This is a genomic window from Azospirillum sp. UENF 112521 (genome assembly GCF_058780665.1).
Genome location: NZ_JBSNCI010000005.1, coordinates 567593 through 592654 on the forward strand (window position 1 = coordinate 567593; position 25062 = coordinate 592654).

A 25062-nucleotide genomic window follows, 5' to 3' on the forward strand; every position below is an offset into this window, starting at 1 on the left:
TTCGGCACGCTTGAAGAGTACGAAGATTATCGTATATTATTGGGGGCGCCGGTGGGGTGGTCGACGGTGAAGCCCAAGGTCATCAGGGCTTTGAAGGATGGGACGTTTCAGCACGAAGCCCGAACTGCGATCGACACGAAGAACCTGCTCCAGATGGGTGCGGTTACCGCCGATCAAGTCATTCAGGTTCTGAAAAGCGCCAGCGGCAACGATCATAGCATCAGCCCCCACCACCGGGACCCGAACATCGAGGTCAACATCGTCAGAAATCGGGGCTGGTACATCAAGTTCTACTTTGTGGATCCCGACACGATCTTTATCAGCGTCCATCAATGAGGTGCCGTCGTGAAGATCTACCGTGAAGGCGACAAGAGCAAAGCCGTTTGCGGGACGGACGGGCTGACGACAACCACCTTCGCCTTGCGCGATGTTCCGTTCGACGACGGCAAGGGTGTGGCACAGAACATCCTTGTCGCCGTCTGCGACAGGTGCGGTGCGGTCGTCGCCACTCCGCCGCAATCGACCCCGGCGATCAAGGCCGCCTATGACAGGGCGACGATTTCCATAGAGGCCAACCTGCCGTCGGTTTATACCGACGCTCTCGATCTCGCCGCCTATCGCATCGATCCGGGCCTGACGACCGAGTTCCGCAAGCCGCTTTTGATGTACTACATCAACCGGTTCGCCGCCGACCGGGCCCTGTCGCGCCAGCTTGCCGACAGCCTCGACGAGACCAGAGCCTTCTTCGAAGGTTCACCGAAGACAGGACGCGGTTCGGCAAGGCGGCGGCTGTCGATGAAGATCACCCCGACCATGTCGCGTGAGCTGGAGACGGTCGTGGAAGTCACGGCGCTCAACAAGACCGACGTCATCAAGTCCGTGATCGGCTGCATCCACAAGGACATCGTCGCCCCCGACAAGCCGAAGGGGCTGAAGACTCTCCGAATGCTGGCCGCCGTCGCCTCGTGAGCGCCAAAGCCGCGCGACCGCGGGCCGTGGCATCGCGCAGAGCGCGACTTCATCGGCACAGAGTGTCCCATATTGACACGCGATCTCCTCCGCCGCTTTCATAGCGTCACGGTATGGGCGGCAAGGGGTCCGGCGTTATGGACGTACGGCAGCTTCGCTATTTCCTCGGCATCGTCGAGCATGGCTCGATCTCGCGGGCGGCGGATGTGCTGCGGGTGGCGCAGCCGGCGCTCAGCCTGCATCTGAAGCGGCTGGAGGAGGATTTCGGCTGCCAGCTGGTGCTGCGCACGGCACGCGGCGTGGTGCCGACGGAAAGCGGGCGGCGGCTGGCGCAGCGGGCGGCGGCGCTGATCGGCCAGATGGACGGGCTGCGCGACGAGGTGAGGGCGGTGGAGGCGGTGCCGGCAGGACCGGCGACCGTCGGCATCCCGACCTCGCTGGGGCCGGTGCTGACCGTGCCGCTGGCGCTGGCGGTGCGGCGCACCCATCCGCAGATCAGGCTGCGGGTGGTGGAGGGGCTGTCCGGCCACATGCTGGAATGGGTGCTGTCGGGGCAGCTCGACCTCGCGCTGGTGTTCGGCACCAAGGAGATGGGCGGGCTGGAGACCCAGCTGGTGGCGCGCGAGAAGCTGCATCTGGTCGGGCCGGCCGACGACCCGCTGCTGCGCGGCCGCAGCGCCATCCCCTTCGCCGAGGCGCTGTCCCTGCCGCTGATCCTGCCCGGCCGCCCGCATGGCGTGCGCGAGGAGGTGGAGCATGCCGCCCTGCTGGCGCGGGCCGGCGTCACCGTGGCGCTGGAGATCGACGCGCTGGAGCAGATCAAGGCGCTGGTGGCGGAAGGCTGCGGCTACACCGTGCTGTCGGACCGGGTGGCGCGCCACGGCGGGACGGCGGAGCGGCTGACCGGCCTGCCCATCGCCGATCCGCAGATCGACCGCAGCATCCTGCTGGCCCATGCCGCCGGCCGGCCGATGTCGGCCGCGGCCCGCGCCACCCACACCATCCTGACGGACATCCTGTCCGGCCTGACCGAGAATGGCGGCTGGCGGTGAGGCCGGGTTGAGGCCCGGATACGGGGGAGCGGCATAGCCCCTGCTCGCGGCCGGCGCATCGCTGCGGACCATTTTTGCCGCAGGAATCTGCGGCCCATGGCCTTGCCCCCGCCACAGTGCGGCGATACCGTGCAGCCCACGCCGCAGCCGTTCCGTGGAACCATGCACGACATCGTCATTCAAGTCCTCGGCGTTGCCGGGCTTCTCGCCCTCGTCAGTTTCCTGCCGCCCCTCGCCGCCCGCTTCCAGATGCCCTACACGGTGCTGCTGGCCGGCGTCGGCGTGGCGCTGGGGGCCGTGATCCAGACCTTCGCCGGGCCGGGCAAGGATCCGCTGCATGACTTCCTGAATTCGCTGGCCGAGCTGGACGTCTCGTCCGACGTGCTTTTGCACGTCTTCCTGCCGATCCTGCTGTTCGAGACGGCGCTGGCGGTCGATGTGCGGCGGCTGTTCGAGGATCTGGGGCCGATCCTGCTGATGGCGGTGGTGGCGGTCTTCGTCTGCACCTTCGCCGTCGGCTATGCCGTCAACCTGTTCACCCCGCTGCCGCTGGTCGCCTGCCTGCTGCTGGGCGCCATCGTCGCCTCCACCGACCCGGCGGCGGTGATCGGCATCTTCCGCGACCTGGGCGCGCCAAGACGGCTGACCACGCTGGTCGAGGGCGAGAGCCTGCTGAACGACGCCGCGGCCATCGCGCTCTTCACCCTTCTCCTGGAAATGCTGACGCGCACCTCCCACGGCGGGGCGGCGGCGGCGGCGGTGGATTTCCTGCGCGACTTCTCCGGCGGAGTCGTCACCGGCTATGTCTGCGGCCGCATCGTCTGCATGCTGGTGGAGCCGGTGCGCAACCAGCCGATGGCGGAGATCACGCTGACGGTGGCTTTGGCCTACCTCTCCTATGTGCTGGCCGACCATTATGTCGGCGCGTCGGGCGTGGTGGCGACGGTGACCTCGGCGCTGGTCATCGGATCGGTCGGGCGCACCCGCATCTCCCCCGCCACCTGGGGCGCCATGGAGCATGTCTGGCAGCAGCTGGGCTTCTGGGCCAACTCCATGATCTTCCTGCTGACCGCCATCCTGGTGCCGCGCCTGCTGGCCGACGCCGGCTGGGCGGAGGTCGGGCTGGTGGTGGTCGTGGTGCTGGCGGCCTTCGCCGCGCGGGCGGTGGTGCTGTTCGGGCTGCTGCCGGTGCTGTCCTGGGCCGGGCTGGCGCAGAAGGTCAGCAACTCCTACAAGTCGGTGATGCTGTGGGGCGGCATGCGCGGGGCGGTGTCGCTGACGCTGGCCCTGGCGGTGACCGAGAATTTCCGGGTGCCCGACAAGCTCCAGAGCTTCATCGCGGTGATGGTCACCGGCTTCGTCTTCGTCACGCTGTTCGTCAACGGCACCACGTTGCGCTGGCTGATCCGCCTCCTGAAGCTGGACGAGCTGACGCCGGTGGAGCGCGCCATGCGCAACCGGGCGCTGGCGCTGTCCACCGACAGCATCCGCGACCGCGTTTCCGCCGTCGCCCAGACCTATGAGGTGGATGGCGCGGTCAAGGACGTGATGATCGCCCGCTACGAGGAGCGGCTGAAACGGATCGACCGCGACAGCCAGGAAGAGGCCAAGCTGACCGACGAGGACCGCGTCACCATCGGCCTCGTCATCCTGGTGAACCGCGAGGAAGAACTCTATTACGCCCACTTCTCCGAAGGGGTGGTGTCGCGCGCGGTGATGGAAATGCTGGCCGGCCGCAGCGGGCGCCTGCTCGACGCGGTCAAGAGCCAGGGCCGCAACGGCTATCGCGCCTTCGAGGAGCCGTTCATCGCCTTCTCGCCCTGGATGCGGACCGCAAGCTGGCTGCAACGCCGCTTCGGCATCCACAGCCCGCTGGCCCGGCGCCTGTCGATGCGGTTCGAGGTGCTGGTCGCCGTGCGCACCGTGCTGCGCGAGCTGCTGGCCTTCACCCGCGACCGGCTGGCGCGCGTGCTGGGCCAAGAGGTTGCGTTCGAGCTGGAAGGCATGCTGGTCGGCCGGCTGGGCATCGTCGAGCAGGCGCTGTCGGCCCTGAAGCTGCAATATCCCGATTACGCGGTGGTGCTGCAAAGCCGCTATGTCGGCCGGGCGGCGCTGCGGCTGGAGCATGCCGAATACCGCGCCATGCACGCCGAATCGATCATCAGCCAGGAGGTTCTGACCGACCTGGAGCGTGATTTGGAACAGCGGCGCCGGGTGCTGGAGCGGCTGCCGAAGCTGGATGTCCGCTTCGACGTGGCGGAGCTGGTGCGTCGGGTGCCGCTGTTCGCCGAGCTGCCGGCGGAGCGGGTGGCGACCATCGCCACGCTGCTGCGCGCCCAGCTGGCGCTGCCGGGCGAGACCATCGTGCGCAAGGGCGACCGCGGCGACGCCATGTTCTTCATCGCGTCGGGTGCCGTCGAGGTGCTGGTGCCGATGCTGGCGGAGCCGGTGAAGCTCGGCACCGGCGACTTCTTCGGCGAGATGGCGCTCCTGTCCCGCCAGCGGCGCAATGCAGACGTGCGGGCGCTGGGCTATTGCCAATTGCTGGTGTTGGATGAGAAGGATTTCCGCCGGCTGGTGCAGAAGGACGCGGATTTGCAGTCCCACATCCAGGCGGTCGCCGAAGCGCGCCGCCAGCCGACCCAGTCGTCTCCGGCCGTTCCGGCGGTGAGCTGACCGCGGACGGGGAAGGGACTTAAAAAATGGGCGGGACCGCGACGGGCGGCCAGAGCTGGCTGCGCCTGATGCCGGGCCTTTTCGTGCTGCTGTGGAGCACCGGCTTCATCGGCGCGAAATACGGCCTGCCTTATGTGGAGCCGCTGACCTTCCTGCTGATCCGGCTGGGGCTGGTCGCCGTGGTGCTGGCGCTGGTGGCGCTGGCGAGCCGGGCGCCCTGGCCCAAGGACTGGGCGACCGCCGGACGGATCGCGCTGGCCGGGCTGCTGGTGCACGGCGTCTATCTCAGCGGCGTCTTCCTCGCCATCGCCCATGGGCTGCCGGCCGGCGTCACCGCGCTGATCGTCGGCATCCAGCCGCTGCTGACCGCCGCCCTGTCCGGCCCGCTGCTGGGCGAACGGGTCAGCGGCCGGCAATGGGTCGGGCTGCTGCTCGGCCTTGCCGGCGTCGGGCTGGTGGTGCGCGAGAAGCTGTCGGTCGACGCCGAGCATCTGATCGGCATCGGCTATGCCATGGCGGCGCTGGTCGGGATCACGCTCGGCACGCTGTACCAGAAGCGCCACGGCGGCGGCATGGATCTGCGCAGCGGCACCGCCATCCAATATACCGCCACCGCGGTCGTGCTGGCGGTGGTCGCTCCGCTGACCGAGACGATGCAGGTCCAGTGGACGGGCGAGTTCGTCTTCGCCCTGCTGTGGCTGTGCTTCGTGCTGTCGGTCGGCGCCATCTTCCTACTGTTCGCCCTGATCCGCCGCGGTGCGGCGGCCAAGGTCGCCAGCCTGTTCTATTTGACCCCGCCGGTGACGGCGCTCGTCGCCTGGGTGCTGTTCGGCGAGAAGCTGGGCGTCGCGGCGCTGGCCGGCATGGCGGTGGCGGTCTGCGGCGTGGCGCTGGTGAACCGGAAGTAAGACAGGTGCGGCGGTCAGCCGGCGCTGAGAATGGCAGCCAGCCGGCCGGGCTTGGAGAAGAGGATTTCGGAATCGAGCTTGCGCCGGTGCGATCCGTCGTCGAACAGCAGGGTCGGCACGCCATTGGCGCGATAGGAGGCCATCAGTTGCCGGCCGCGCTCGACCCGCGCGGCGTCGGCGACCGTCAGTTCGCCCACCCCCTCGGCCGCCCCCTCGGCGAAAAGGGACGCAGCGGCATCGAGGCCCAGGCCGGTCAGGATGTCGGCCAGCGTCGCCGCCGCGGTGATGTCGCGCCCGTCGGCATAGCGCGCCGACTGGATGGCGGCCAGTGCTGCGAACTCGCGGTCGGGTGCCGTCAGTGCGACCGCCGTCAGGGCCAGCGTCGCCGGGCCGCTGTCGATCCTCTGGCTCCGGTCGCCCAGGACGCCGGTGCGGTAGCGCTCGCTGAAGATTTGCCCGGTCAAAGCATGGATGCGCTGGTCGTAGGCCCAGGCATGGGCGGCGAAGCCGTCGTCCAGCGGCCGGGCGCCCGCGCCGGAAAACAGCCCGGTCGGCAACAACTCCAGCGCAAGATCACCGACCTCCGACAGCGACGCGATGGCCGGCGAGGCGCCGTAGCACCAGCCGCAGAGCGGGTCGAACAGATAGGTGACGGTCCTGGTCCGGCTCATGAAAAGCATCCGTGGCTGGCGATGGGCAATGGGATTCAACTTTAACCGCGGCCGATTGTGCTGGGTAGTTGGCACAAAACCGACATATCGTATGCCATTGGCAAACAATCGACCGGCGTCCGATGAGCGATCCCCGGCATCTGAACCGCATCGCCTATTTCGCCGCGGTGGTGGAGACCGGCTCCTTCACCGCGGCGGCGGCACGGCTGGGCATCACCAAGGCGGTGGTCAGCCAGCAGGTGGCGAAGCTGGAGGAGGAGGTCGGGGCCAGCCTGCTGGTCCGCACCACCCGCAAGGTGCGGCCGACCGAGGCCGGCATGGCTTTCCACCGCCGCTGCGTCGTCATCCTGCGGGAGGCCGAGGATGCCTTCGGCGAGCTGGCGGAGACCGCGGCGGCGCCCTCCGGGCTGCTGCGGCTGACCGCCCCCTTCGATTACGGGGTGGCGGTCGTCGTTCCGGCCATCGCCGCCTTCGTCGCCGCCCACCCCGCCTGCAAGGCCGACATGGCCCTGTCCGACCAGTCACTCGACCTCGTCGGCGGCACCTTCGACCTCGCCATCCGCGTCGGCTGGCTGGCCGACACCAGCCTTCAGGCCCGCCAGTTCGGCAGTTTCCAGCAGCTTCTGGTCGGCACCCCGGCGCTGGCTGCCCGGATCGGCGAGAATGCCGGGCCGGACGACATCGCCGCCCTGCCCTTCGTCGCCAACACGGTGCTGCGCAACCCGTTGAGCTGGCAGTTCACCGCCGCGACAGGAGAAATGCGCACGGTGTCGATGCGGGCATCCATCGCACTGGACGCCACCTTCGCCGTGCGGGAGGCGGTGCGCGAGGGGGCCGGGCTGTCGGTCCTGCCGGATTACTGCGTGGCCGACGATCTGGCGTCCGGCCGGCTCGTCCGCCTCTTGCCGGGCTGGACCCTGCCGCCGGGCGGCATCCATGCCGTCTTCCCGGCCGCGCGCTTCCGCCCGACCAAGGTGCGGGCCTTCGTCGATCTGCTGACGGAGCGCGAGCGGCAGCGGATGGCGGGGTGAGAGGCGGGAGTGGGCGGGCGGGAGACCGGGGGAGTTCGCCGCGACGGATCCCGCTGCGGCGAAATTTCTCTGGATCGTCCGCCCGGTCAGCAATCTAATATGCCTGACAAATCAACAGATCCCCTCGGGAGGGACGCGGATGGCGGACGGGATGGCGGGCGTGCTCGACTTCGGCAGCTTCGATTACATCATCGCAGGCGGCGGCACGGCCGGCTGCGTGCTGGCCAACCGGCTGTCGGCCGATCCCGACGTTTCGGTGCTGCTGCTGGAGGCCGGCGGCAAGGACAGCTGGGTGTGGCTGCACATCCCCGCCGGCTATCTGTTCTGCATCGGCAACCCGCGCACCGACTGGTGTTTCAAGACGGAAGCCGAGCCGGGGCTGAACGGCCGCAGCATCCATTACGCCCGCGGCAAGGTGCTGGGCGGCTGCTCGTCGATCAACGGCATGATCGCCATGCGCGGGCAGGCGCGCGACTATGACGAGTGGGCGGCGATCACCGGCGACAGCCGCTGGAGCTGGAAAGAGGTGCTGCCGGTCTTCAAGGGCAGCGAGGATTACTGGCGCGGTGCCGACGAGATGCATGGCAGCGGCGGCGAGTGGCGGGTGGAGCGGCAGCGGCTGCGCTGGGATTTGCTCGACCGCTTCGCCGAGGCGGCGCAACAGGTCGGCATTCCCCGCAACGACGATTTCAACCGCGGCGACAATCTGGGCGTCGGCAGCTTCGAGGTGAACCAGAAGGGCGGCATCCGCTGGAGCGCGGCCAAGGCCTTCCTGCGTCCCGCCCTCGACCGCCCGAACCTGAAGCTCGCCATCGACGCGGCCATCGACCGGGTGGAGATCGCCGACGGCCGCGCCACCGGCATCCGCTTCACCGTGAATGGCGAGCCGGCGCGGGCGACCTCCAGGGTCGAGACGGTGCTGGCCGCCGGGTCCATCGGCAGCCCGGCGATCCTCCAGCGCTCCGGCATCGGCCCGGCGGCGCATCTGAAGTCCCTCGGCATTCCGGTGGTGCTGGATGCGCCGGACGTCGGCGCCAATCTGCAGGACCATCTGCAACTGCGCATGATCTACAAGGTCGACGGCATCGTCACGCTGAACAAGCGGGCCGGCAACCTGTTCGGCAAGGCGATGATGGGGCTGGAATATGCGCTGTTCCGCAAGGGGCCGCTGACCATGGCGCCCAGCCAGCTCGGCGTCTTCGCCAAATCGTCGCCGGAGGTCGGGAGCGCCGACCTCGAATATCACGTGCAGCCGCTGTCGCTGGAGAAGTTCGGCGACCCGCTGCACGGCTTCCCCGCCTTCACCGCCAGCGTCTGCGACCTGCGCCCGGCGTCGCGCGGCTGGACCCGCATCACCAGCGCCGATCATCGCGCCAACCCGGCCATCGCCCCCTGCTACCTGTCCGATCCGGCCGACCGGGCGAAGGCGGCGAAGGCGCTGGCGCTGACCCGGCGCATCGTCTCGCAGCCGGCGCTGGCCCCCTACCACCCGCAGGAATACAAGCCCGGCCCCAGCTTCCAGACCGAGGAGGAGCTGGCGAATGCTGCCGGCGACATCGGCACCACCATCTTTCACCCGGTCGGCACCTGCCGGATGGGCGGCGCGGACGATGCCACCGCCGTCACCGATGCCGAGATGCGGGTGAGGGGGGTGCGCGGCCTGCGGGTGATCGACGCCTCGGTGATGCCGACGCTGACGTCGGGCAACACCAACACGCCGACGGTGATGATCGCCGAACGCGGCGCCGCCCTGATGCGGGCCGACCGCCGCGCCGCCCTGCGGGGGTGACCCCGTCCGGACGGGCCGGTGCCGCGCAAAAATTTCGCTGACTCAGTCAACAATCCGCAACAGGATTTTCCGAACACCCCCGATCCCCGGCCAACCCGCAAAATCATTTGCCTGCGAAAGGCGCAGACTTGTCCCCAGAAAAGAAATCCGAGGGGACGAGAGATGGACGGCATGCAGCCGGGATTGCGGGGAGGCCTGCGGCCGGAACAGGCGGAGATCGACCGGAGCTATCGCCTCGACGACCGCTACTGCCGCACCGAGGGGCAGGTCTATCTGTCCGGCACCCAGGCGCTGGTCCGGCTGCTGCTGCTCCAGGCGGAGAGCGACCGGCGGGCGGGGCTGAACACCGCCGGCTTCGTCAGCGGCTATCGCGGCTCGCCGCTGGGCGGGCTGGATCAGGCGCTGTGGCAGGCTAGCCGGCATCTGGACGCCCACGCCATCACCTTCGTCCCCGGCGTGAACGAGGATCTGGGCGCCACCGCCGTCATGGGCACCCAGCAGGTCGAATCCTCCGGCGAGGCCACCGTCGATGGCGTGTTCGGCATGTGGTACGGCAAGGGGCCGGGGGTGGACCGCTCCGGCGACGTGCTGAAGCATGCCAACGCCTATGGCAGCTCGCCGCGCGGCGGCGTGCTGGCGGTGGCCGGCGACGACCATGGCTGCGTGTCCTCCAGCATGCCGCACCAGAGCGACCTTGCGATGATCGCTTGGTCAATGCCGGTGCTGAACCCGTCGGGCGTGCGCGAGTATCTCGATTTCGGGCTTTATGGTTACGCCCTGTCGCGGTTTTCCGGGGCGTGGGTCGGCTTCAAGGCGATCTCGGAATCGGTGGAAAGCTCGGCCACCGTCCGGCTGCCGTCGCTGGAGCGCGGCTTCCTGCCGGTGCCGTTCGATCCGCCGCCGGGGGGCCTGCATTACCGCTGGCCCGACCTGCCCAGCCTCGCCATCGAAGAGCGGCTGGCCGCCAAGGTCGCGGCGGTGAAGGCCTTCGCCCGCGTCAACCGCATCGACCGCACTGTCCTTGGGAGTGGCGGCTGGCTGCGCATCGTCACCACCGGCAAGGCGCATCTCGACCTGATGGAGGCGCTGCGCCTGCTGGGCATCGGCCCGGCGGAAGCGGCGGAGATCGGGCTGTCGGTCCACAAGATCGGCCTGTCCTGGCCGCTGGAGCCCGACTTCGCCCTGACCGCCGCGCGCGGCGCGGAAGAAATCCTCGTGGTCGAGGAGAAGGCGCCGGTCATCGAGAGCCAGCTGAAGGATCTGCTGTTCCATTTGCCGGCCGGCGAACGGCCACGTGCCGTCGTCGGCAAGACCGACGAGTTCGGCGCGCCCCTGCTGCCCGCCACCGGGGAGTTGCGGCCCTGGATTGTCGCCAAGGCGCTGGTGGAGCGCATCCGCCACCGCTTCCCCCAGCGTGATTTCTCCGCAAGGCTGGCGGAGCTGCTGCCGGGCGAGGCGCCCGCCGCCCCTGCCCTGCCCCGCACGCCCTATTTCTGCTCCGGCTGTCCGCACAACAGCTCGACCAAGGTGCCCGACGGCAGCAAGGCGATGGCCGGCATCGGCTGCCATTTCATGGCGTCGTGGATGGACCGCGACACGGTCGGCCTCAGCCAGATGGGCGGCGAGGGCGTCAGCTGGATCGGGCAGGCGCCCTTCAGCAAGCGCCCGCACATCTTCCAGAATCTGGGCGAGGGCACCTATTTCCATTCCGGCCTGCTGGCGATCCGGCAGGCGGTGGCCGCCAGAATCAACATCACCTACAAGATCCTGTTCAACGACGCCGTCGCCATGACCGGCGGCCAGCCGGTGGACGGCCCGATCTCCGTCGACGCCATCACCCGCCAGCTGGCGGCGGAGGGCATCACCCGCATTGCCGTGGTCAGCGACGCGCCGGAGAAATACGACAGCCGGTCCGGCCTCGCCCCCTTCACCACCGTGCATCACCGCGAAGAACTGGATGCCGTCCAGCGCGAGATGCGCGAGATTCCCGGCGTTACGGCAATCGTCTATGAGCAGACCTGTGCGGCGGAGAAGCGCCGCCGGCGCAAGCGCGGCACCATGGCCGACCCGGCGCGCCGGATGGTGATCAACGATCTGGTCTGCGAAGGCTGCGGCGATTGCGGGAAGAAGTCGAACTGCCTGTCGGTGCAGCCCAAGCAAACCGAATTCGGCGTGAAGCGGCAGATCGACCAGTCCAGCTGCAACAAGGACTATTCCTGCGCCGACGGCTTCTGCCCCAGCTTCGTCTCGGTGGTCGGCGGGTCATTGCGCAAGCCGAACCCCGACAGGGTCGCCGCCCGCTTCGCCGACGATCTGGCGGCGCTGCCGCTGCCGCAGCTTGCCGCCAGTGCCGACCCGGCCGAGATCCTCATCGTCGGCGTCGGCGGCACCGGAATCGTCACCATCGGGGCGGTGCTGGCGATGGCGGCGCATCTGGAGGGCAAGGCGTCCTCGGTGCTCGACTTCATGGGCTTCGCGCAGAAGGGCGGTGCGGTCTACAGCTATCTGCGGGTGGCGGAGGATGCGGGGCGGCTCAATCAGGCGCGGATCGATCCGAAACAGGCGCAGCTGGTGCTGGCCTGCGACACGGTGGTCGCGGCCTCGCCGGACGCGCTGAAGACGGTGCGGCTGGGCCGCACGCGGGTGGTGGCGAACGCCCATGTCGCTCCGACCGGCGCCTTCACCCGCGATGGTAGCAAACTGCCCGATGCCGGATCGCTGCTGCGGTCCTTGCGCCGCGCCGCGGGACCCGAGCGGGTGGAGGTGGTGGACGCCAACTGGGTGGTCACCGCGCTGTTCGGCGACAGCATCCTCGCCAACGTCTTCCTGATGGGCGTCGCCTTCCAGAAGGGGCTGCTGCCGGTCGGTCTGGAGGCGCTGACCCGTGCCATCGAGCTGAACGGCACCGGCGTGCCCGCCAATCTGCGCGCCTTCGCCTTCGGCCGCCTCGCGGCGCACCGGCCGGAGCTGCTGGCGACACTGGGGGCGGAAGAGGACGCGCCGGCCACCGATCTGGCGAGCATCGTCGAGCGGAGGGCGGCGTTCCTGGCCGATTATCAGGACAGCGCCTATGCCGACCGTTACCGCGCGCTGGTAGAGCGGGCAAGGCAGGCGGAGGCCCGCGTCGCCCCCGGATCGACGGCGCTGGCCGAAGCGGTGGCGCGCAGCGCCTTCAAGCTGATGGCCTACAAGGACGAGTATGAGGTCGCCCGCCTGCACAGCGACCCCAGCTTCCGCAAGAGCCTGGAGGAGCGTTTCGACGGCGACTGGAAGCCGGTCTTCCACCTCGCCCCGCCCCTGCTGTCGCGCGACACCAACGGCTATGGCGAGCCGCGCAAGATGGCGCTGGGCGGCTGGATCCTGCCGGTGTTTCGCGGGCTGGCGGCGATGAAAAAGCTGCGCGGCACGGCGCTCGACCCGTTCGGCTACACGGCGGAGCGGAAGATGGAGCGCGCCCTGGTCGCCCGCTACGAGGCGACGGTGGCGGAGATCGCCGAGCGTCTGTCGGCCGACCGGCTCGCCACCTCGGTGGAGCTGGCGGCCTTGCCGCAGGAGATCCGCGGCTTCGGCCCGGTCAAGCAGCGCGCGGTGGAGGCGGTCGAGCCGCGCTGGCGGGCGCTGGAACAGCGGCTGCGCGAGCGGGCTGCACAGGCGGCGTGAGACCGCCTTACTTTTCGAGGAAATGCAGGAAGGGGAAGGCTTCAAAGTCGAAGCGGATCAGGGCCGGCGCCTCGCCGTTGCGGACCAGATGGTCGTGGGTGCAGTAGGGGGCCGCCTGATCCAGCCCCCAGAAGGCCCGGCCCTCGTCGAAATGCCGGCCGATATAGCCGGCGACGAGGTCGAGATAACGCTGTGCCGCCGGTGTGCGGTTGAAGGCGAGGAAGCCGGCGAGGAAATCGCGGGTGGGCCCGCGGCCCCGGCGGTCCTGCATCACCGCCACGTCCCAGGACGGCCACGCCGCCATGGCGAGGCCGGGATCGGCGAGCAGCAGCGCATCGACATCGATCTGGATCACCGGCCCGGCCCCCGCCCGCAAAAGCTGCTGCGTCACCGCGAAACGGGCGGAGGCGTAATAGGTGAGCCGCACCGGCTCCGGCAGGGCGCTCAGATCGACGGTCTCGCAGGAGAGCGACAGCGGCAGGCCGTCGCCGGCCAGCCGCATCAACTCGGCCTCGACATCGGCCGGCGGGTTGACGACATGGACATGCAGGGCGCAGGAAGCGGCCTTGTTTTGCCAGCTTTCGAGAAAGCCGGCGCCGAAGCGGCGCCAGTAACCGCCGTCGCAGCCGACCAGCAGGATCGGCCGGCCATCGGACTTGGGGGCCACCGGCATGCGGCGGGCGGCACGGGCGAAGCAGTGCGGCGGCTCGGCGGCCAGCCGCGCGAAGAAGGCCGGCCCGCCATGCACCATCGACCACAGCAGCATCTCGAAATCGGCGGCGATGTCTTCCGCCGTCCAATGGCGGGCGAACTTGCGGAAATAGCGCTCGGCAAGGGCGAGCCGCTGCCGCCGGTAGAGGGCGTAGCAGACCACCGACAGGGCGACGCTGTCGCGCGGCTCCGCCATCAGCCGGCGGCGGGCGGCGGCGGCGACCCGCTCCAGCGTCGCGTCGTCCATCACGCCGGTCTGGATCGCGACGACCGCCGTCCCGAACAGGTTCCGGCAGGCATCGCCATGGCCGCCGTCGGCGGCACGGCCGAAGGCGGCGATGGCCTCGGCCAGGGCCGCCCGGTCGACCAGCCGGCCGGCAGCGGCGAGCGCGACGCCCATCACCCGGCTCGCCGCCAGCCGGCACAGGCCGAGACGGTACAGGCAGTCGGGCCGGCCGGGCTGGAGCTCGTCCAGCCGGCGGTAGTGTGCCTCGGCCTCCGCCGTCCGGTCCTGGGCGTACAGGCAATCGCCGAGCCGCAGCAGGTAGCCGTCGGTGTCCGGCGCCAGCCGCAAGGCCCGGCGCAGCGCCTCAGCCGCTGCAGTTGCGTCGCCAAGGTCGGTCAGGGCGCCGGCGAGGTTGCCGAACGGCTTGACCCAGGCGGGGTCAAGCGCCAGCGCCGCCCGATGCTGGCCGGCCGCCTGGGCGGCCTGCGTCGCCGCCCGCAGCGCCGATCCCAGATTGTCGCGGTAGGCGGCACACAGGGGATCCCGGCCGATCGCCTCGCCGATCAGCCGCACCGCTTCGGCATGCTCGCCCGACTGGTGGTGCAGAACGCCCAGCAGGTGCCACGCGTCGGCGACCTCGGGGGCGGCCTGGAGGATCTTCCGGTAGATGTCCGCCGCCTCGGCCAGCCGGTTGCCCTGGTGCAGGCCGACGGCGATGCGCAAGGCTTCGGATATCGTGGTCATCGCCGGCGCGCTCCTAAAGTCCCCCCAGATCCTGTGCTTCCAGGATCGTCTCCGGCAGGGTCAGGGTCAGGCCGTCGAAGGGGGCCAGCAATGCCCGGATGTTGGAGCCGACGCCGCAGACCCGGTATTCCAGCCGGACGGCCTCGATCCGTTCCGGCAGCATCCGCTTGTGGTCGGTGATCAGCTGCCAGGCGAGGACACAGCTGTTCTCCGCGTCCTGGGCGGTCGCATAGTCGTAGTCGCCGTAGCGGTTGCGGCGGGCGATGTCGGCGACCTTCACCTTCATGTCGGGAAACTCGCGCCGGGTCGTCGCCGTCAGCGTTTCCATGGTGTAGAGCGGCACCGGGAACACGCGCGGCGGCTGGACCAGCGCGCCGAACAGGCTGTCCGGCAGCGTCTGCACGTCGACGGTCAGGCGGTTCTCCCCGGCCAGCGAGGTCGGGTTGCCCAGCGCCACATTGTAGGTCTTGTAGACCGTACCGGTGTCGCGCATGCGGGCGGCGACGATGGGGAAGTCGCGGCTGTCCGGCAGCGTGACCGGCAGCGCCGCCGGCTGGATGCGGCGCCAGGGGGTGGCCGACTGGGTCAGGTTGTCGCGGACCCAGCCGGCGCAACCGGAGGTCAGCAGCATGGCCGCCGCCAACGCCGCCCACAGCGCGGCGCGCCCCGCGGTTCGGGGAACAGGAGTCACGGCCATCTCCATTACGGCCCTCGGGGCTTCCTTACCAGTCATGGTAGATCGTCTTCCAGGCAGTGGAGAGGCCTTCGCGCGATTCCTCGGTGCTCAGCCGGTCGTCGATGGACTTGAACTGGACGTAGGCCTCGTCGAAGCGCATCAGGTTGTAGAGCGCCCAGCCGCGCACGATGCCGAGGTTGCGCGGCTCCGGCTCCAGCTCCTTGCGGGCATCGAGCAGGCGCAGCACGTCGTTGTAGCGCTTGTCCTCCAGCGCCCGGCCGGCCTCCGTCGCCATCAGCGAGGCGCGGATTTCCGCCCGCTGCGTCGCGGTCAGATTGGCACGCGGCAGGTCGCGGGTCAGGCCGGTCACGTCGCCGGTCGCCAGCCGCGCGATGGCCTGCCCATAGGCGTTCTCCTGGGCCGGCGTCGCCGTCTGCGGCAGGCCCGACGCGGCGGGGCTGCGGCTGCCCGCCTTTCCGGGCGCGGTTCCCGTCGCCGAAGCCCCGCCTTTTGCCGGCTCGCGGGCGGCCAGGGTCTGCGCCTCGGCGAAGGCGGCCTCGGCCTCCGACGGGCGCTTCAGCTCCAAGAGGCACCAGCCGCGCTGCTGCAACAGGGCGGCGGTCGGGCCGCTTTTCGCAATGGTGCCGCGGATGATGCTGATGCACGCGGCGAAGTCATGGCGGGCCAGCGCGCGGTCAAGCTCGCTCGGGCCCTGCGGTGCGCTGCGTCCGCCGCCGGGGCCGGCGGGGCCGCGCGGCGGGTCAACCGCCTTCAGCGCCTGGTCGATGCGGCTCGACTTGCCCTTCCACGGAGCGGCGGCGGCACGGGCCTGCGCCTTGTCGCCCAAGCCGTTGTAGGCCAGCACCAGCCCCTCTGCCGCCTTGTCCGACGGCGTCCACTCGTTGGCCTGGGTGAACCAGCCCTGCGCCTCGGCGAAATTCTTCTGCTTCTGGAAATACCAGCCGAGCGCGATGGCGCCGTCGGCGTCCTGCTTGTCGCGGACGATGCCCTGGACGCGCGACAGGTCGGCCGCCGACAGGGCGCCGGGCTTCGCGTTCCCGAGCCGCTCCAGCAGGCGGCCGGTCTCCAGCTCCGCCTCGGCGCTGCGGACGGCGGAGTAGTCCTCCCCCGTCGCCGGGTTGGCGGTGGCGCCGAGCGCCGACAGCTCGCGCAGCCGTTCCGGGCTGAGATGGCGCGACGCCTTGAAGATGGTGTCGCGCCGCTCCTTCGCCTTGGGGCAGGTGGTGACGATGGTCTTGTAGGTGTCGAAGGCGCGGTCGGTCTGCTTCAGCTCGGCATAAGCCTCCGCCAGACGCCATGCATTGTCGAGCCGGTTGCAGGCCACCGCCTCCGGCTGGGCGGCGGCGGCATCGACCACCTCCTGCCAGCGCTTGGTGTCGCTGGCCGAGCGGATGCGCCCGGCGCTCTCGGCGAGGTCGAGTTCCTGGAGAAGCTTGTCGGACGGCTGCCAGGACGGCGACTTGCGCCGCTGCTCGGCGATGGCGGCGCGCGCCTCCGCCACCTTGCCGGCGGACAGCAGCGACCAGAACGGGCTTTCGTCGACGCCGGTGGCGGCCGGCTGCGGCGCGAACAGATCCTTGGGCGGTTCCCAGCCGGGATCGAGGGCGCGCAGGCGGGCGATCTCCGCCTCCATCCGCTCGCCGTCGCCGATGCGGGCATAATAGCGCAGCGCCGTCTCGTCCACCTTGCCGGCGGCGGGGGCGGAGCCGCTGCCGGGAGCCGGCGCCACCTCCACCTTCACGCCGGGAGCCAGCGCGCGGGCGCCGCCGTTCGACTGCGCCCAGGCATCCGACCCGCCGCCGGTGGCGGTGGCGGCGAGGATGAGGGCGGACAGGAGGAGAGGACGGGTCACGGATCGATCCCCAGGCTTTGCGCCGCCAGCGCGGACAGATGGGCCAAGGTGGTGGAGTAGTAATCCTCGTCGGGCGCCAGCGGCGGCACCGTCACGGCGTCGCCGGCCCCGGCAAGCTTGCAGGCCAGCCGGTAGACCGCCAGCATGCCGACCGACGCCGCCACCTGCGTGGTGGTGCCGCCCGGCAGCGACACGGTGGCGGGGACCGCCGAGCCGCCATATTTGGTGGCCCCAAATTTCGTTGCCAGCGTCGCGAAGGGGCGGAAGTAATAGGGATCGCGGTAGCCATCCATCGCCAGATAGAGCGGCACCCGCACGGCGTCGTAGCCATACTGTTTCTTGAAGCCATCGGCGATGCCCACCGTTCCGGCGGCGTCGAGCGTCATCCAGTCCGGCGGCAGCTGGAAGCCGCCGAAGCGCGCCTTCGACAGCAACACCAGCCCGGAATCCGACAGCTTGCCCCAGCGCTCGCCCCCCGGCAGTGCAGCGAAGGCGCGGATGGCGGGAAAAATCCAGTAGCTGGGGTTGAGGACCAGCGTCTCGCCCTTGCGGAAGCCGTCGCGACCCGGCAGCAGCACGGTCAGCCCGGCCTGCTCCACCAGAAGCCCGGCGGCCAGCGCTTTGACGATGGCGGCGGCGGCGGTGCGGTAGGCCTCCGCCTGCCAGGTCTCGGCGGCGCGCAGCAGCGCCCAGGCGATCAGCATGTCGCCGTCGGATGCGTTGTTGCGGTCGGCGACCCCGCCGTCGGGCGTCCAGCGCCACGCCACCAGCCCGTCGCCGCGCACCATCAACACACGCTGGGTCCAGCCCCACATCCGGTCGAAGGCGGCACGGTCGCCCCCGGCCACCGCCAGCAGCATGCCGTAGCCCTGCCCTTCGGAATGGCTGATGCCCTTGTTGCCGGTGTCGACGATGCGGCCTTCCGGCAGCAGGAAGCGTTCGGCATAGCGGCGCCACGCCGCCCCGTCATAGGGGGCGGCGCGCGATGCCGCCGGCAGTGCCGCAGCCAGCCCGAGGGCGGCCGTCCCGGCCAGCATGCCGCGCCGCGATGTTCCGACAGGGGACGTCATGACCCGCTCCGTTCCCGATGCCCGCTCTTCAGCAGAAGGCGCATGCTGACCGTCAGCACCACCGCCGTCCCCAGCAGCAGGGCGAACAGAAGCTCGATCCGCTGCGACAGGTTGCGGGCCAGAATCAGGATCAGGTTGCCGATGTCAAAGGGATTGAGAATGATCTGGTAGGGACGCGACACCTCCAGCGTGGTGATGGCCGGCGCAGCACTGCTCCACAGCGCCCCGCCGCCGCGCAGCTTGTCCCACAGCCCGGCCTCGCCCAGGCTGCGCATGGCACGGTCGACGGCGCGCGGATCCGCGGCGGTCAGCAGCGTCCAGGTCAGCGGCTCGGCCCCCGGCGCGCGGTATTGCAGCAGCGCTGCCTCCGGCAGGGTTTCGGCATTCTCGGTCAGCGCCACCACGTCGACCGGCGCCTCCTCCACCGTCCAGCTGTTGATGTAGCGCGCCGCCGCCGCCATCACCCGCCGCGCCCAGTCGGGCACCCAGCCGCGCCCGGTGGCGGCCGGGTCCTTGGCGTCGCCCGCCATCCGCTGCCAACGGTTGGCCGCACCGCCGTCGGCGGCCAGCGCCGAGCCCGCGATGCCCATCTGCTGCCCCAGCCCCTGCGGCACGCCCCCCGGCCGCGCCGGTCCCGGACGGGCGGCAGCGCCGGACCAGCCCAGCCGCAGCCGGTCGGCCAGGGCGCGGCGGTCGGATGCCGCCATCGGCTCGCCCCGCGCCTTGGCCTGGGCGATCAGGGCGCCGGCCTCCAAGAGACCGGCCAGCCGGTCGGCCGGCAGCGGGGCCGAGGTGAAGACGGCCTGCGGCAGCGCCGCGACCGGGCCGACGATCAGCGCGTTGTCGTTCGGCAGCCCGTCCCAGCCGGTGTAGGGCACCACCGCCATCAGGTCGCCGGCCCGCTGCGCCAGCTTGGCGGTCAGGCTCCAGGCGGCGCCGAACCAGGCGGGGTCGCGCCCGACGACGACCAGATCGAAGGGCGGCGCCTGCTCTCCCCCGGCGGTGCCGCCATAGGGAAAGGCGGTGTTGGCGAAGCCGCCCAGGCTCGGCAGCGTGACCAGACGGGCGAAGCCGGGGATTTCGATGCTGGAGCTGTCCAGCAGGGTGAAGGTCGGGCGCCGCACCGCGAAGACGCAGTCGGTGCCGCCGGCCGGCGGCAGTTCGGCCTCCAGCTCGATCAGGTTGGGGCCGGGACGGAACAGCGCCATCGGCAGCGGCATCTCGCCATTGTCGATGATGCCGCTGGAGCGCTTGTCGATCTCCATGGCGCCGGCCGACTTGCCGTTGACCCGGACGTTCAGCACCGCGCCGGGGCCGAGGTTGCCCTCGAACGCGGCGTTGACGTGGAACAGGATGGACCGGTCGCTGACCGGGGCGAAGCCGGCCGGCAGGGTCAGGCCGAAGCGGCCGGTGTAGCGGTAGCCGCTGTGCTGCACCGTCTGGAAGCCGAGGTCCGACAGGCGGTAGCGCCCCTCCGCCTGCACCGGCGGGGCCGGCGGCGCGGCCGGGACCGCCGCGTCGGTGACGATCATCGCCGTTTGGGTCGGCAGCGGCCGGGTCACGTCGGCCAGCCGCATCACCGCCTGATCGACCTCCTGCTGGGTCCGCCCCGAAGCGACGGCGACGAATCCGCCGCCGCCGGCGCCGCTGCCTTCAGGTCCGCCCTTGTTGACGGCATAGGGATAGACGCCGAGGAAGGGTCCGCCGATGGCGGCGGCCCGCGCCTCGCCCAGCAGGGGGGCGAGGCGGTCGCGGGTGCCGATCAGGATGTTCTTGCCGCCCGGCAGCGGCAGGCTTTCCAGCGTCGGGGCGGGAGCACCGGGAGGAGTGCCGGCGGGCTTGACCGGCACCGCCACCACCCGCGGGGTCTGGTCGCCCAGCAGCAGGCCGTAGGACTGCGCCACCATGGAGCCCCAGCCGAGATGGTCGGCGTCGATCTCGCTGCCGGGCTGGACGATGGCCAGCGGCTCCCGCGCCCGGTCGGCGGAGGCCAGAAGCTGGCGCACCATGGCGAGGTCCGGCTCCGGCACGCCGCCGTCGGACATCAGCGTCAGCGACGAGGCGGCGAGGTTGACCCGCGCCCACAGATCGTAGGTGCCGCGGACCGTGCAGATGGCGCGGTGCTGGGCGCTGGTCTGGAAGACGATCTGGTTCTCGCCGGGGCGGATCAGGCTGCCGGGGAGCGTGATGGAGGCGTTGACCGGCCCGCGGAAGGCGGCGAGCGGCAGGTCCGCCACCGGAGAGCCGTTGATGAAGACCGACATCGATCCCTTTTCGGGCAGGATGTCGATGCCGTTCTCGTAGGTCAGCGTCAGCACGGCGCTGGTCAGCCCGATCACCGGCGGCAGGACGGCGCGCAGCGCCACCGTCTCCGTCTCACCATGCAGCGTGACCTCGGGCTGGCCGTCGCGCAGGTTCGACAGCGGGATCACCCGGCGGTCGGCGGCCAGCGCCGGCCCGGCCCAAACGCCGATCCACAGCGACAGCAGCGCGCTCAGGGCCGCCAACACCGTCCGTGGCGACGCCCGCAGCATCCGGCCCCCGCCGGTCTGTTTGCCCATACCCGCCATCGCCGTTACGGAGCCTGGAAGGTCAGGATGCGGCGCAGCGCGCCCGGCAGGGCCAGCAGGACATGGCCCAGCCGCGGAACCACGCGGGTGGCGAAGAACAGCAGGCCGCCGAAGAAGGTCGGGGCGGCCACCCGCTTGCGGTCGAGGAAGATGTCCCAGCCGACGCTGTTGCCGAAGACGAAGCGCGCCATCTCCACGATGTCCTGGCGGTCGCGCGGGGCGAAGCCGGCGCCGACCGCCAGTTCGCCGTTGCGCATCTCGATGCGGAAGAAGCGGACGCCGGTGGTGGTCGCCGCCTCCGTCTCCGTCGCGGCGATGGTCAGCACCGGCGTTCTGGTCGGGCCGGCTCAGCAGCTCGCGCCATTTCGGATCGACGATCAGCCCGACGCCGCCGGCCGACACGTCGGCGACCGTCAGGTCGATGACAGTGCCGTCCTCGAACTTCAGCACCGCGGAGCGGTCGACGGTGAAGCGTTCCTGCCGGCGGACGCGCTTGCGCTCATAGACGACGGCGAGGCCGCCCAGCGCCAGCAGCAGGCTCAGCGAGCACCACACCGCCACCGGAACGATGGCCGCCCGGTGTTCGGGGAAGATGGAATAGCGCCATGCGCAGGCCGCCAGCCCGGCCGCCAGCAGCAGCGTGGTGACGATGAAGGGGGTGGCGAGCGGCGAGAAGCCGTCCTCCTCCACCGACTGGCCCTTGGCGGTCACCTTGAACACCGGGTCGCGCGGCCGGATCAGCGTCGCCAGCGCCGCGCGGGAGACGTGGAAGGATTGCAGATACTCGTACAGCTCCGAGAACAGCGGCCAGCGCATCCGCCCGTGCAGGAACTGCGACAGGAAGGCGGCGGCGAAGACGTGCGGGATGACGAAGCAGCCGAAGTCGGGCAGGTTGATGCGGTAGATCTCCAGCCCGAACAGGGCATAGCACAGCGGCGACAGCAGGAAGATCGGCCGCCAGAACCAGAAGAACCAGTAGAGCATGGTGCTGAGGTAGCACAGCCGCTGCGAGACGGTCAGGCCGCGCTTGAACAGCGGGTTCTTCAGCAGGAACAGCTGGATCATGCCCTGGGTCCAGCGCGACCGCTGGGCGATGAAGCTGTCGAAGGTCTCCGGCTGCAACCCGGCGATCAGCGGGCGCGGCAGATAGACGCTGCGCCAGCCGCGCGAATGCAGCTCCAGCGCGGTCTCGCAATCCTCCGTCACCGTGTCGCCGCTGAAGCCGCCGACCTCCTCCAGCGCGGCACGGCGCAGGATGGCCGCGGATCCGCAGAAGAAGGAGCCGTTCCAGCGGTCCAGCCCGGGCTGGATCGAGTAATAGAACATCTCGTTCTCGCTCGGCATCCGCTCGAAGGTGCCGAGGTTGTATTCGACCGGGTCGGGATTGACGAAGAAATGCGGGGTCTGGACTAGGAACAGGCCGGGGTCCTGCTGGAAGAAGCCGACCGTCGCCTTCAGGATGCCCACGGTGGGCACATGGTCGGCATCCAGGATCAGCAGCAGATCGCCGGACGTCTTGTGAAAGGCGTGGTTGATGTTGCCGGCCTTGGCATGCTCGTTGCGCGGCCGGGTCATGTAGGTGACCTGCAACCGTTCGCACAGCGCGGTCAGCGTCTCCCGCCGGGCCGAGGCCGCCGCGGCCTGCTCCGGATCGCTGTGGGCCAGCTTCTGGTCGGTGCCGCCGTCGTCCAGCAGATAGACGTGCAGCTTGTCGCGCGGATAGTCGATGCAGACCGCGGCGGCCAGCGTCGTCTCCAGCAGCTCCGGCTCCTCGTTGTAGGAGGGGATGTAGACGTCGACGCTGGGCCAGAAGGCGGGATCGCCCGTCGGTTCCGACGGCTCGCGGGCGAGCGGGTCGATGATGACGAACAGCGAGGTCAGGAACAGGACGAAGGACAGCGCCTCGGCAGCGAACAGGGTCACGCCGGGAATGAAATTCACCAGATCGTCCACCGGCGGCAGCGTGCCGGTCAGCCGCCAGAAGAAATAGCGGAAGGTGACGAAGGCCAGCAGCAGAACGGTCAGCGTACGGGCATGCCAGAAGCGCTGGGCGAAGCGCCCGAGCACGAAGGCGGCGGCCACCACGCCGGCCGAGATGGCGGCGCTTGCAAATCTTCCAACGGGCAAGGCGGCCAGCGCAAGAAACAAACCCGCCGACAGCAACAATAGAATCCAGAGCAGAACCGAACGCAGGGAGAATCGGCGGCTGTTCAGGTTCGGCTGTCGCTTGGATTGCTGCGCCTTATTGTTCAGGGGCCGAACAACGGTCTTGGCGCCGGGCGAGGTTGTCATGCGGATCCGCAGAATGGGGCCATTGCACCCTAGTGGGTGCCCCCTTATGGCTCAAGCTTCGTTACAAATCGTTACTGACTTGTGATGAAGCTTTCTAAAAAGCCGTATTTCTCCGGACCTGTGTCATCGAAATCGCAACGCTGGCCGTCCTCCGAACCGGCGGCGCTTCACCGGGAGTGCTGCGACTCGGGAGGGCCGGGCCGCAGCATCCCGCCGCGCGGCCCGGCCCCCCCCGATCAGTGGGGATCGATCAGGACCGATTACGCCGGCGGATTGACGGTGATGGTCGGATCCCAGGAGAAATAGCCGACCGTGGTCAGGCCGCCCGAGGAACTCGCCTGCACCAGCATGAAGTAGACCTTGTACTGCTCCGCGGTGCCGGCGTCGTTGTTGGTGATGGTTGCCTGCATGACATAGTCGTACTGCGTGGCCCCCGTATAGGCGGGGCCGGTCGCCGGGACCGGCAGCGTCATGATCGGTTCGTCCGGCTGGAGCATGATCGGCAGCGGCGTCGACATGACGTTGGTTCCGGCGAAGGTCGAGATCTGGTAGGGCAGCGCGTACATCGCGACCTCCTGCGACAGCGTCGAGAAGGTCCAGCGAACGTTGTCGCCGACGTTGCAGGTGATGTTCAGATCCGCCGTCGCCTGGGTCGTCGGCGTGGTCGACGTCACGAACACGGGCTGCGTCACCATATAAATGTATTCGTGCGCGATTGGCGTCGGGCTCGCGAAAGAACCCAGATTGCTTTGATAGGTGTTGTAAATCGTCTGAGCATCAACGACGACCTCGATATTCACAGTTGACATTTTCCATCATCCTTTTACGTGAAATTATGTTTAGGCAAATCTGCCTCTTGTTAAGTTGATTTAATGAGACGAAAAAAGCAACCGGCGATTCAAAATGAATCTGAAAATTCATAATGAGATTGTTAGTAACAAAACAATAATAAATAATAATTTTCCTTCGTATTCATTGGGGCTCATTGCAAATTTAAAAAATTACTATTGTGTTCATTGACGATTACATTTGAATGCGAGCCGAAATTTGCATACCATTGCGCCAACTGGGATGCTTTCCAGGGCTGGCGCCGCTGCCGCCCTACCCGGCGGCATCCGATCCCTGCCGCGCGGCTGCCCTGCGTCCCGGCTTGGGCTTGGGGGGATGACGGCGGGCGGGAATGCCGCCATGGTGGCTGACAGTCCGCCCACCCACCTGTTGCAGCGCAGGGTTCCGTCCGTCTCCATGCCCATCTCAGCCCTTCTGTCCGACGCCTTCGCCGTGCTGGCCCCGGTTTTCGTGGTGGCGGCACTCGGTTACGGCTGGACCCGCGGGAAGCTGCCCTACGACAGCGCCTTCATCACCACCTTCGCGATCAACGTGTCGTCGCCCTGCCTGGTCTTCTCCGCCCTGACCCGGCTGCACCTGTCCGCCGACGTGATGGGGGAGATGGCGCTGGCGGCGACGCTGTGCATGGCGCTGACGGCGCTGGCGTCGGTCCCGGTGCTGCTGGCGTCGGGGCTGTCGCTGCGGGTCTATGTGCCGGCGATGGCCTTCCCCAACGCCGGCAACCTGGGGCTGCCGGTCTGCCTGTTCGCCTTCGGGGAGAACGGCCTCAGCCTCGCCGTGCTGTTCTATGCGGTGATGTCGGTGGGGCAGTTCACGCTGGGGCCGGCGCTGGCCGCCGGGCGCTTCGACCTGGGACAGATGGCGCGCACCCCGACGATCTACGCAGTGGCGGCGGCGGTGGCGATCCAGCTCGCCGAACTGCCGCTGCCGGTGTGGATCGGCAACACCACCACGCTGCTGGGCAACTGCGCCGTGCCGCTGATGCTGTTCTCGCTGGGGGTGGCGCTGTCGAAGCTTCGCCTCTCCGGCGCGGTGCGCGCTTTGTCGATGTCGGCCTTCCGGCTGGCCGCCGGTTTCGCCATGGGGCTGCTGGTGGCCTGGGCGATGGGGCTGACCGGGGCGGCGCGCGGCGTGGTGCTGGTGCAAAGCTCGATGCCGGTGGCCGTCTTCAACTATCTCTGGGCGCTGCGCTACGGCAACGCGCCGGAGGATGTCGCCGGCATGGTGCTGGGGTCCACCGCCATGGCCTTCGTCGGCCTGCCGGCGCTATTGATGTTCGTGATGCAGTAGATTGG

The 25062-nt window shown here is 69.4% G+C and carries 16 protein-coding genes; 9 read left to right on the forward strand and 7 right to left on the reverse strand.

Annotated elements, in window-relative coordinates:
- The first annotated feature begins 66 nt into the window (after positions 1 to 66).
- The 5 genes from ACWPN8_RS27520 (at position 67) to ACWPN8_RS27540 (ending at position 5605) form a co-directional block, all read left to right on the forward strand.
- Positions 67 to 336, forward strand: a complete 270-nt coding sequence (locus ACWPN8_RS27520) for a hypothetical protein (RefSeq protein WP_492243062.1) — start codon at positions 67 to 69, stop codon at positions 334 to 336.
- 9 nt (positions 337 to 345) lie between these two features.
- The gene (locus ACWPN8_RS27525; RefSeq protein WP_109095687.1) at positions 346 to 969 is read left to right on the forward strand and encodes a hypothetical protein; all 624 of its coding nucleotides are present in this window, start codon (positions 346 to 348) and stop codon (positions 967 to 969) included.
- Between the two features lie 137 nt (positions 970 to 1106).
- A complete protein-coding gene (locus ACWPN8_RS27530; protein ID WP_492243063.1) occupies positions 1107 to 2021 on the forward strand; it encodes a LysR family transcriptional regulator in 915 nt (304 codons plus the stop codon).
- Between the two features lie 96 nt (positions 2022 to 2117).
- Complete coding sequence (locus ACWPN8_RS27535; protein ID WP_492243064.1) at positions 2118 to 4697, forward strand: cation:proton antiporter; 2580 nt, start codon at positions 2118 to 2120, stop codon at positions 4695 to 4697.
- Positions 4698 to 4723: 26 nt separating this feature from the next.
- Positions 4724 to 5605, forward strand: a complete 882-nt coding sequence (locus tag ACWPN8_RS27540; RefSeq protein WP_492243065.1) for a DMT family transporter — start codon at positions 4724 to 4726, stop codon at positions 5603 to 5605.
- A 14-nt stretch (positions 5606 to 5619) separates the two neighbouring features.
- Here the strand turns inward: ACWPN8_RS27540 and ACWPN8_RS27545 are convergent, their stop codons facing one another.
- The gene (locus ACWPN8_RS27545; RefSeq protein WP_492243066.1) at positions 5620 to 6276 is read right to left on the reverse strand and encodes a DsbA family protein; all 657 of its coding nucleotides are present in this window, start codon (positions 6274 to 6276) and stop codon (positions 5620 to 5622) included.
- Between the two features lie 122 nt (positions 6277 to 6398).
- Here ACWPN8_RS27545 and ACWPN8_RS27550 point away from each other — a divergent pair, with 122 nt between their 5' ends.
- The 3 genes from ACWPN8_RS27550 (at position 6399) to ACWPN8_RS27560 (ending at position 12756) form a co-directional block, all read left to right on the forward strand.
- Positions 6399 to 7307: a LysR family transcriptional regulator gene (locus ACWPN8_RS27550; protein WP_492243067.1), complete on the forward strand. Its 909-nt coding sequence runs from the start codon at positions 6399 to 6401 to the stop codon at positions 7305 to 7307.
- 151 nt (positions 7308 to 7458) lie between these two features.
- Positions 7459 to 9096, forward strand: a complete 1638-nt coding sequence (locus tag ACWPN8_RS27555; RefSeq protein ID WP_492243194.1) for a GMC family oxidoreductase — start codon at positions 7459 to 7461, stop codon at positions 9094 to 9096.
- Between the two features lie 162 nt (positions 9097 to 9258).
- Complete coding sequence (locus ACWPN8_RS27560) at positions 9259 to 12756, forward strand: indolepyruvate ferredoxin oxidoreductase family protein (RefSeq protein ID WP_492243068.1); 3498 nt, start codon at positions 9259 to 9261, stop codon at positions 12754 to 12756.
- A 7-nt stretch (positions 12757 to 12763) separates the two neighbouring features.
- Here ACWPN8_RS27560 and ACWPN8_RS27565 read toward each other — a convergent pair whose 3' ends face one another.
- The 6 genes from ACWPN8_RS27565 to ACWPN8_RS27590 form a co-directional block, all read right to left on the reverse strand.
- A complete protein-coding gene (locus tag ACWPN8_RS27565) occupies positions 12764 to 14437 on the reverse strand; it encodes a tetratricopeptide repeat protein (protein WP_492243069.1) in 1674 nt (557 codons plus the stop codon).
- Between the two features lie 13 nt (positions 14438 to 14450).
- On the reverse strand, positions 14451 to 15134 hold the full coding sequence (gene bcsN / locus ACWPN8_RS27570; RefSeq protein WP_492243070.1) for a cellulose biosynthesis protein BcsN: 684 nt from the start codon (positions 15132 to 15134) through the stop codon (positions 14451 to 14453).
- 25 nt (positions 15135 to 15159) lie between these two features.
- Positions 15160 to 16986 (reverse strand): hypothetical protein, encoded by a 1827-nt coding sequence (locus ACWPN8_RS27575; RefSeq protein WP_492243071.1) that lies wholly within the window; start codon positions 16984 to 16986, stop codon positions 15160 to 15162.
- A complete protein-coding gene (locus ACWPN8_RS27580; RefSeq protein WP_492243072.1) occupies positions 16983 to 18056 on the reverse strand; it encodes a family 8 glycosyl hydrolase in 1074 nt (357 codons plus the stop codon). Before ACWPN8_RS27580 ends, ACWPN8_RS27575 begins: the two co-directional genes overlap by 4 nt.
- A complete protein-coding gene (bcsA, locus tag ACWPN8_RS27585) occupies positions 18053 to 22789 on the reverse strand; it encodes a UDP-forming cellulose synthase catalytic subunit (protein ID WP_492243073.1) in 4737 nt (1578 codons plus the stop codon). Before bcsA ends, ACWPN8_RS27580 begins: the two co-directional genes overlap by 4 nt.
- A 389-nt stretch (positions 22790 to 23178) precedes the next feature.
- Positions 23179 to 23727 carry an AidA/PixA family protein gene (locus ACWPN8_RS27590; RefSeq protein ID WP_492243074.1) on the reverse strand — a complete coding sequence of 183 codons (549 nt, stop codon included), beginning with the start codon at positions 23725 to 23727 and terminating at the stop codon, positions 23179 to 23181.
- A gap of 379 nt (positions 23728 to 24106) precedes the next feature.
- Between ACWPN8_RS27590 and ACWPN8_RS27595 the strand changes: the two genes are divergently transcribed.
- Positions 24107 to 25057, forward strand: a complete 951-nt coding sequence (locus tag ACWPN8_RS27595; protein WP_247872743.1) for an AEC family transporter — start codon at positions 24107 to 24109, stop codon at positions 25055 to 25057.
- The last annotated feature ends 5 nt before the right edge of the window (positions 25058 to 25062 follow it).

Coding starts and splice junctions, on each gene's coding strand:
- ACWPN8_RS27530 (WP_492243063.1), top strand. CDS start 1,107: ATGGACGTACGGCAGCTTCGCTATTTCCTCGGCATCGTCGAGCATGGC.
- ACWPN8_RS27535 (WP_492243064.1), top strand. CDS start 2,118: ATGGCCTTGCCCCCGCCACAGTGCGGCGATACCGTGCAGCCCACGCCG.
- ACWPN8_RS27540 (WP_492243065.1), top strand. CDS start 4,724: ATGGGCGGGACCGCGACGGGCGGCCAGAGCTGGCTGCGCCTGATGCCG.
- ACWPN8_RS27545 (WP_492243066.1), bottom strand. CDS start 6,276: ATGAGCCGGACCAGGACCGTCACCTATCTGTTCGACCCGCTCTGCGGC.
- ACWPN8_RS27550 (WP_492243067.1), top strand. CDS start 6,399: ATGAGCGATCCCCGGCATCTGAACCGCATCGCCTATTTCGCCGCGGTG.
- ACWPN8_RS27555 (WP_492243194.1), top strand. CDS start 7,459: ATGGCGGGCGTGCTCGACTTCGGCAGCTTCGATTACATCATCGCAGGC.
- ACWPN8_RS27560 (WP_492243068.1), top strand. CDS start 9,259: ATGGACGGCATGCAGCCGGGATTGCGGGGAGGCCTGCGGCCGGAACAG.
- ACWPN8_RS27565 (WP_492243069.1), bottom strand. CDS start 14,437: ATGACCACGATATCCGAAGCCTTGCGCATCGCCGTCGGCCTGCACCAG.
- bcsN (WP_492243070.1), bottom strand. CDS start 15,134: ATGGCCGTGACTCCTGTTCCCCGAACCGCGGGGCGCGCCGCGCTGTGG.
- ACWPN8_RS27580 (WP_492243072.1), bottom strand. CDS start 18,056: ATGACGTCCCCTGTCGGAACATCGCGGCGCGGCATGCTGGCCGGGACG.
- ACWPN8_RS27590 (WP_492243074.1), bottom strand. CDS start 23,727: ATGTCAACTGTGAATATCGAGGTCGTCGTTGATGCTCAGACGATTTAC.
- ACWPN8_RS27595 (WP_247872743.1), top strand. CDS start 24,107: ATGGTGGCTGACAGTCCGCCCACCCACCTGTTGCAGCGCAGGGTTCCG.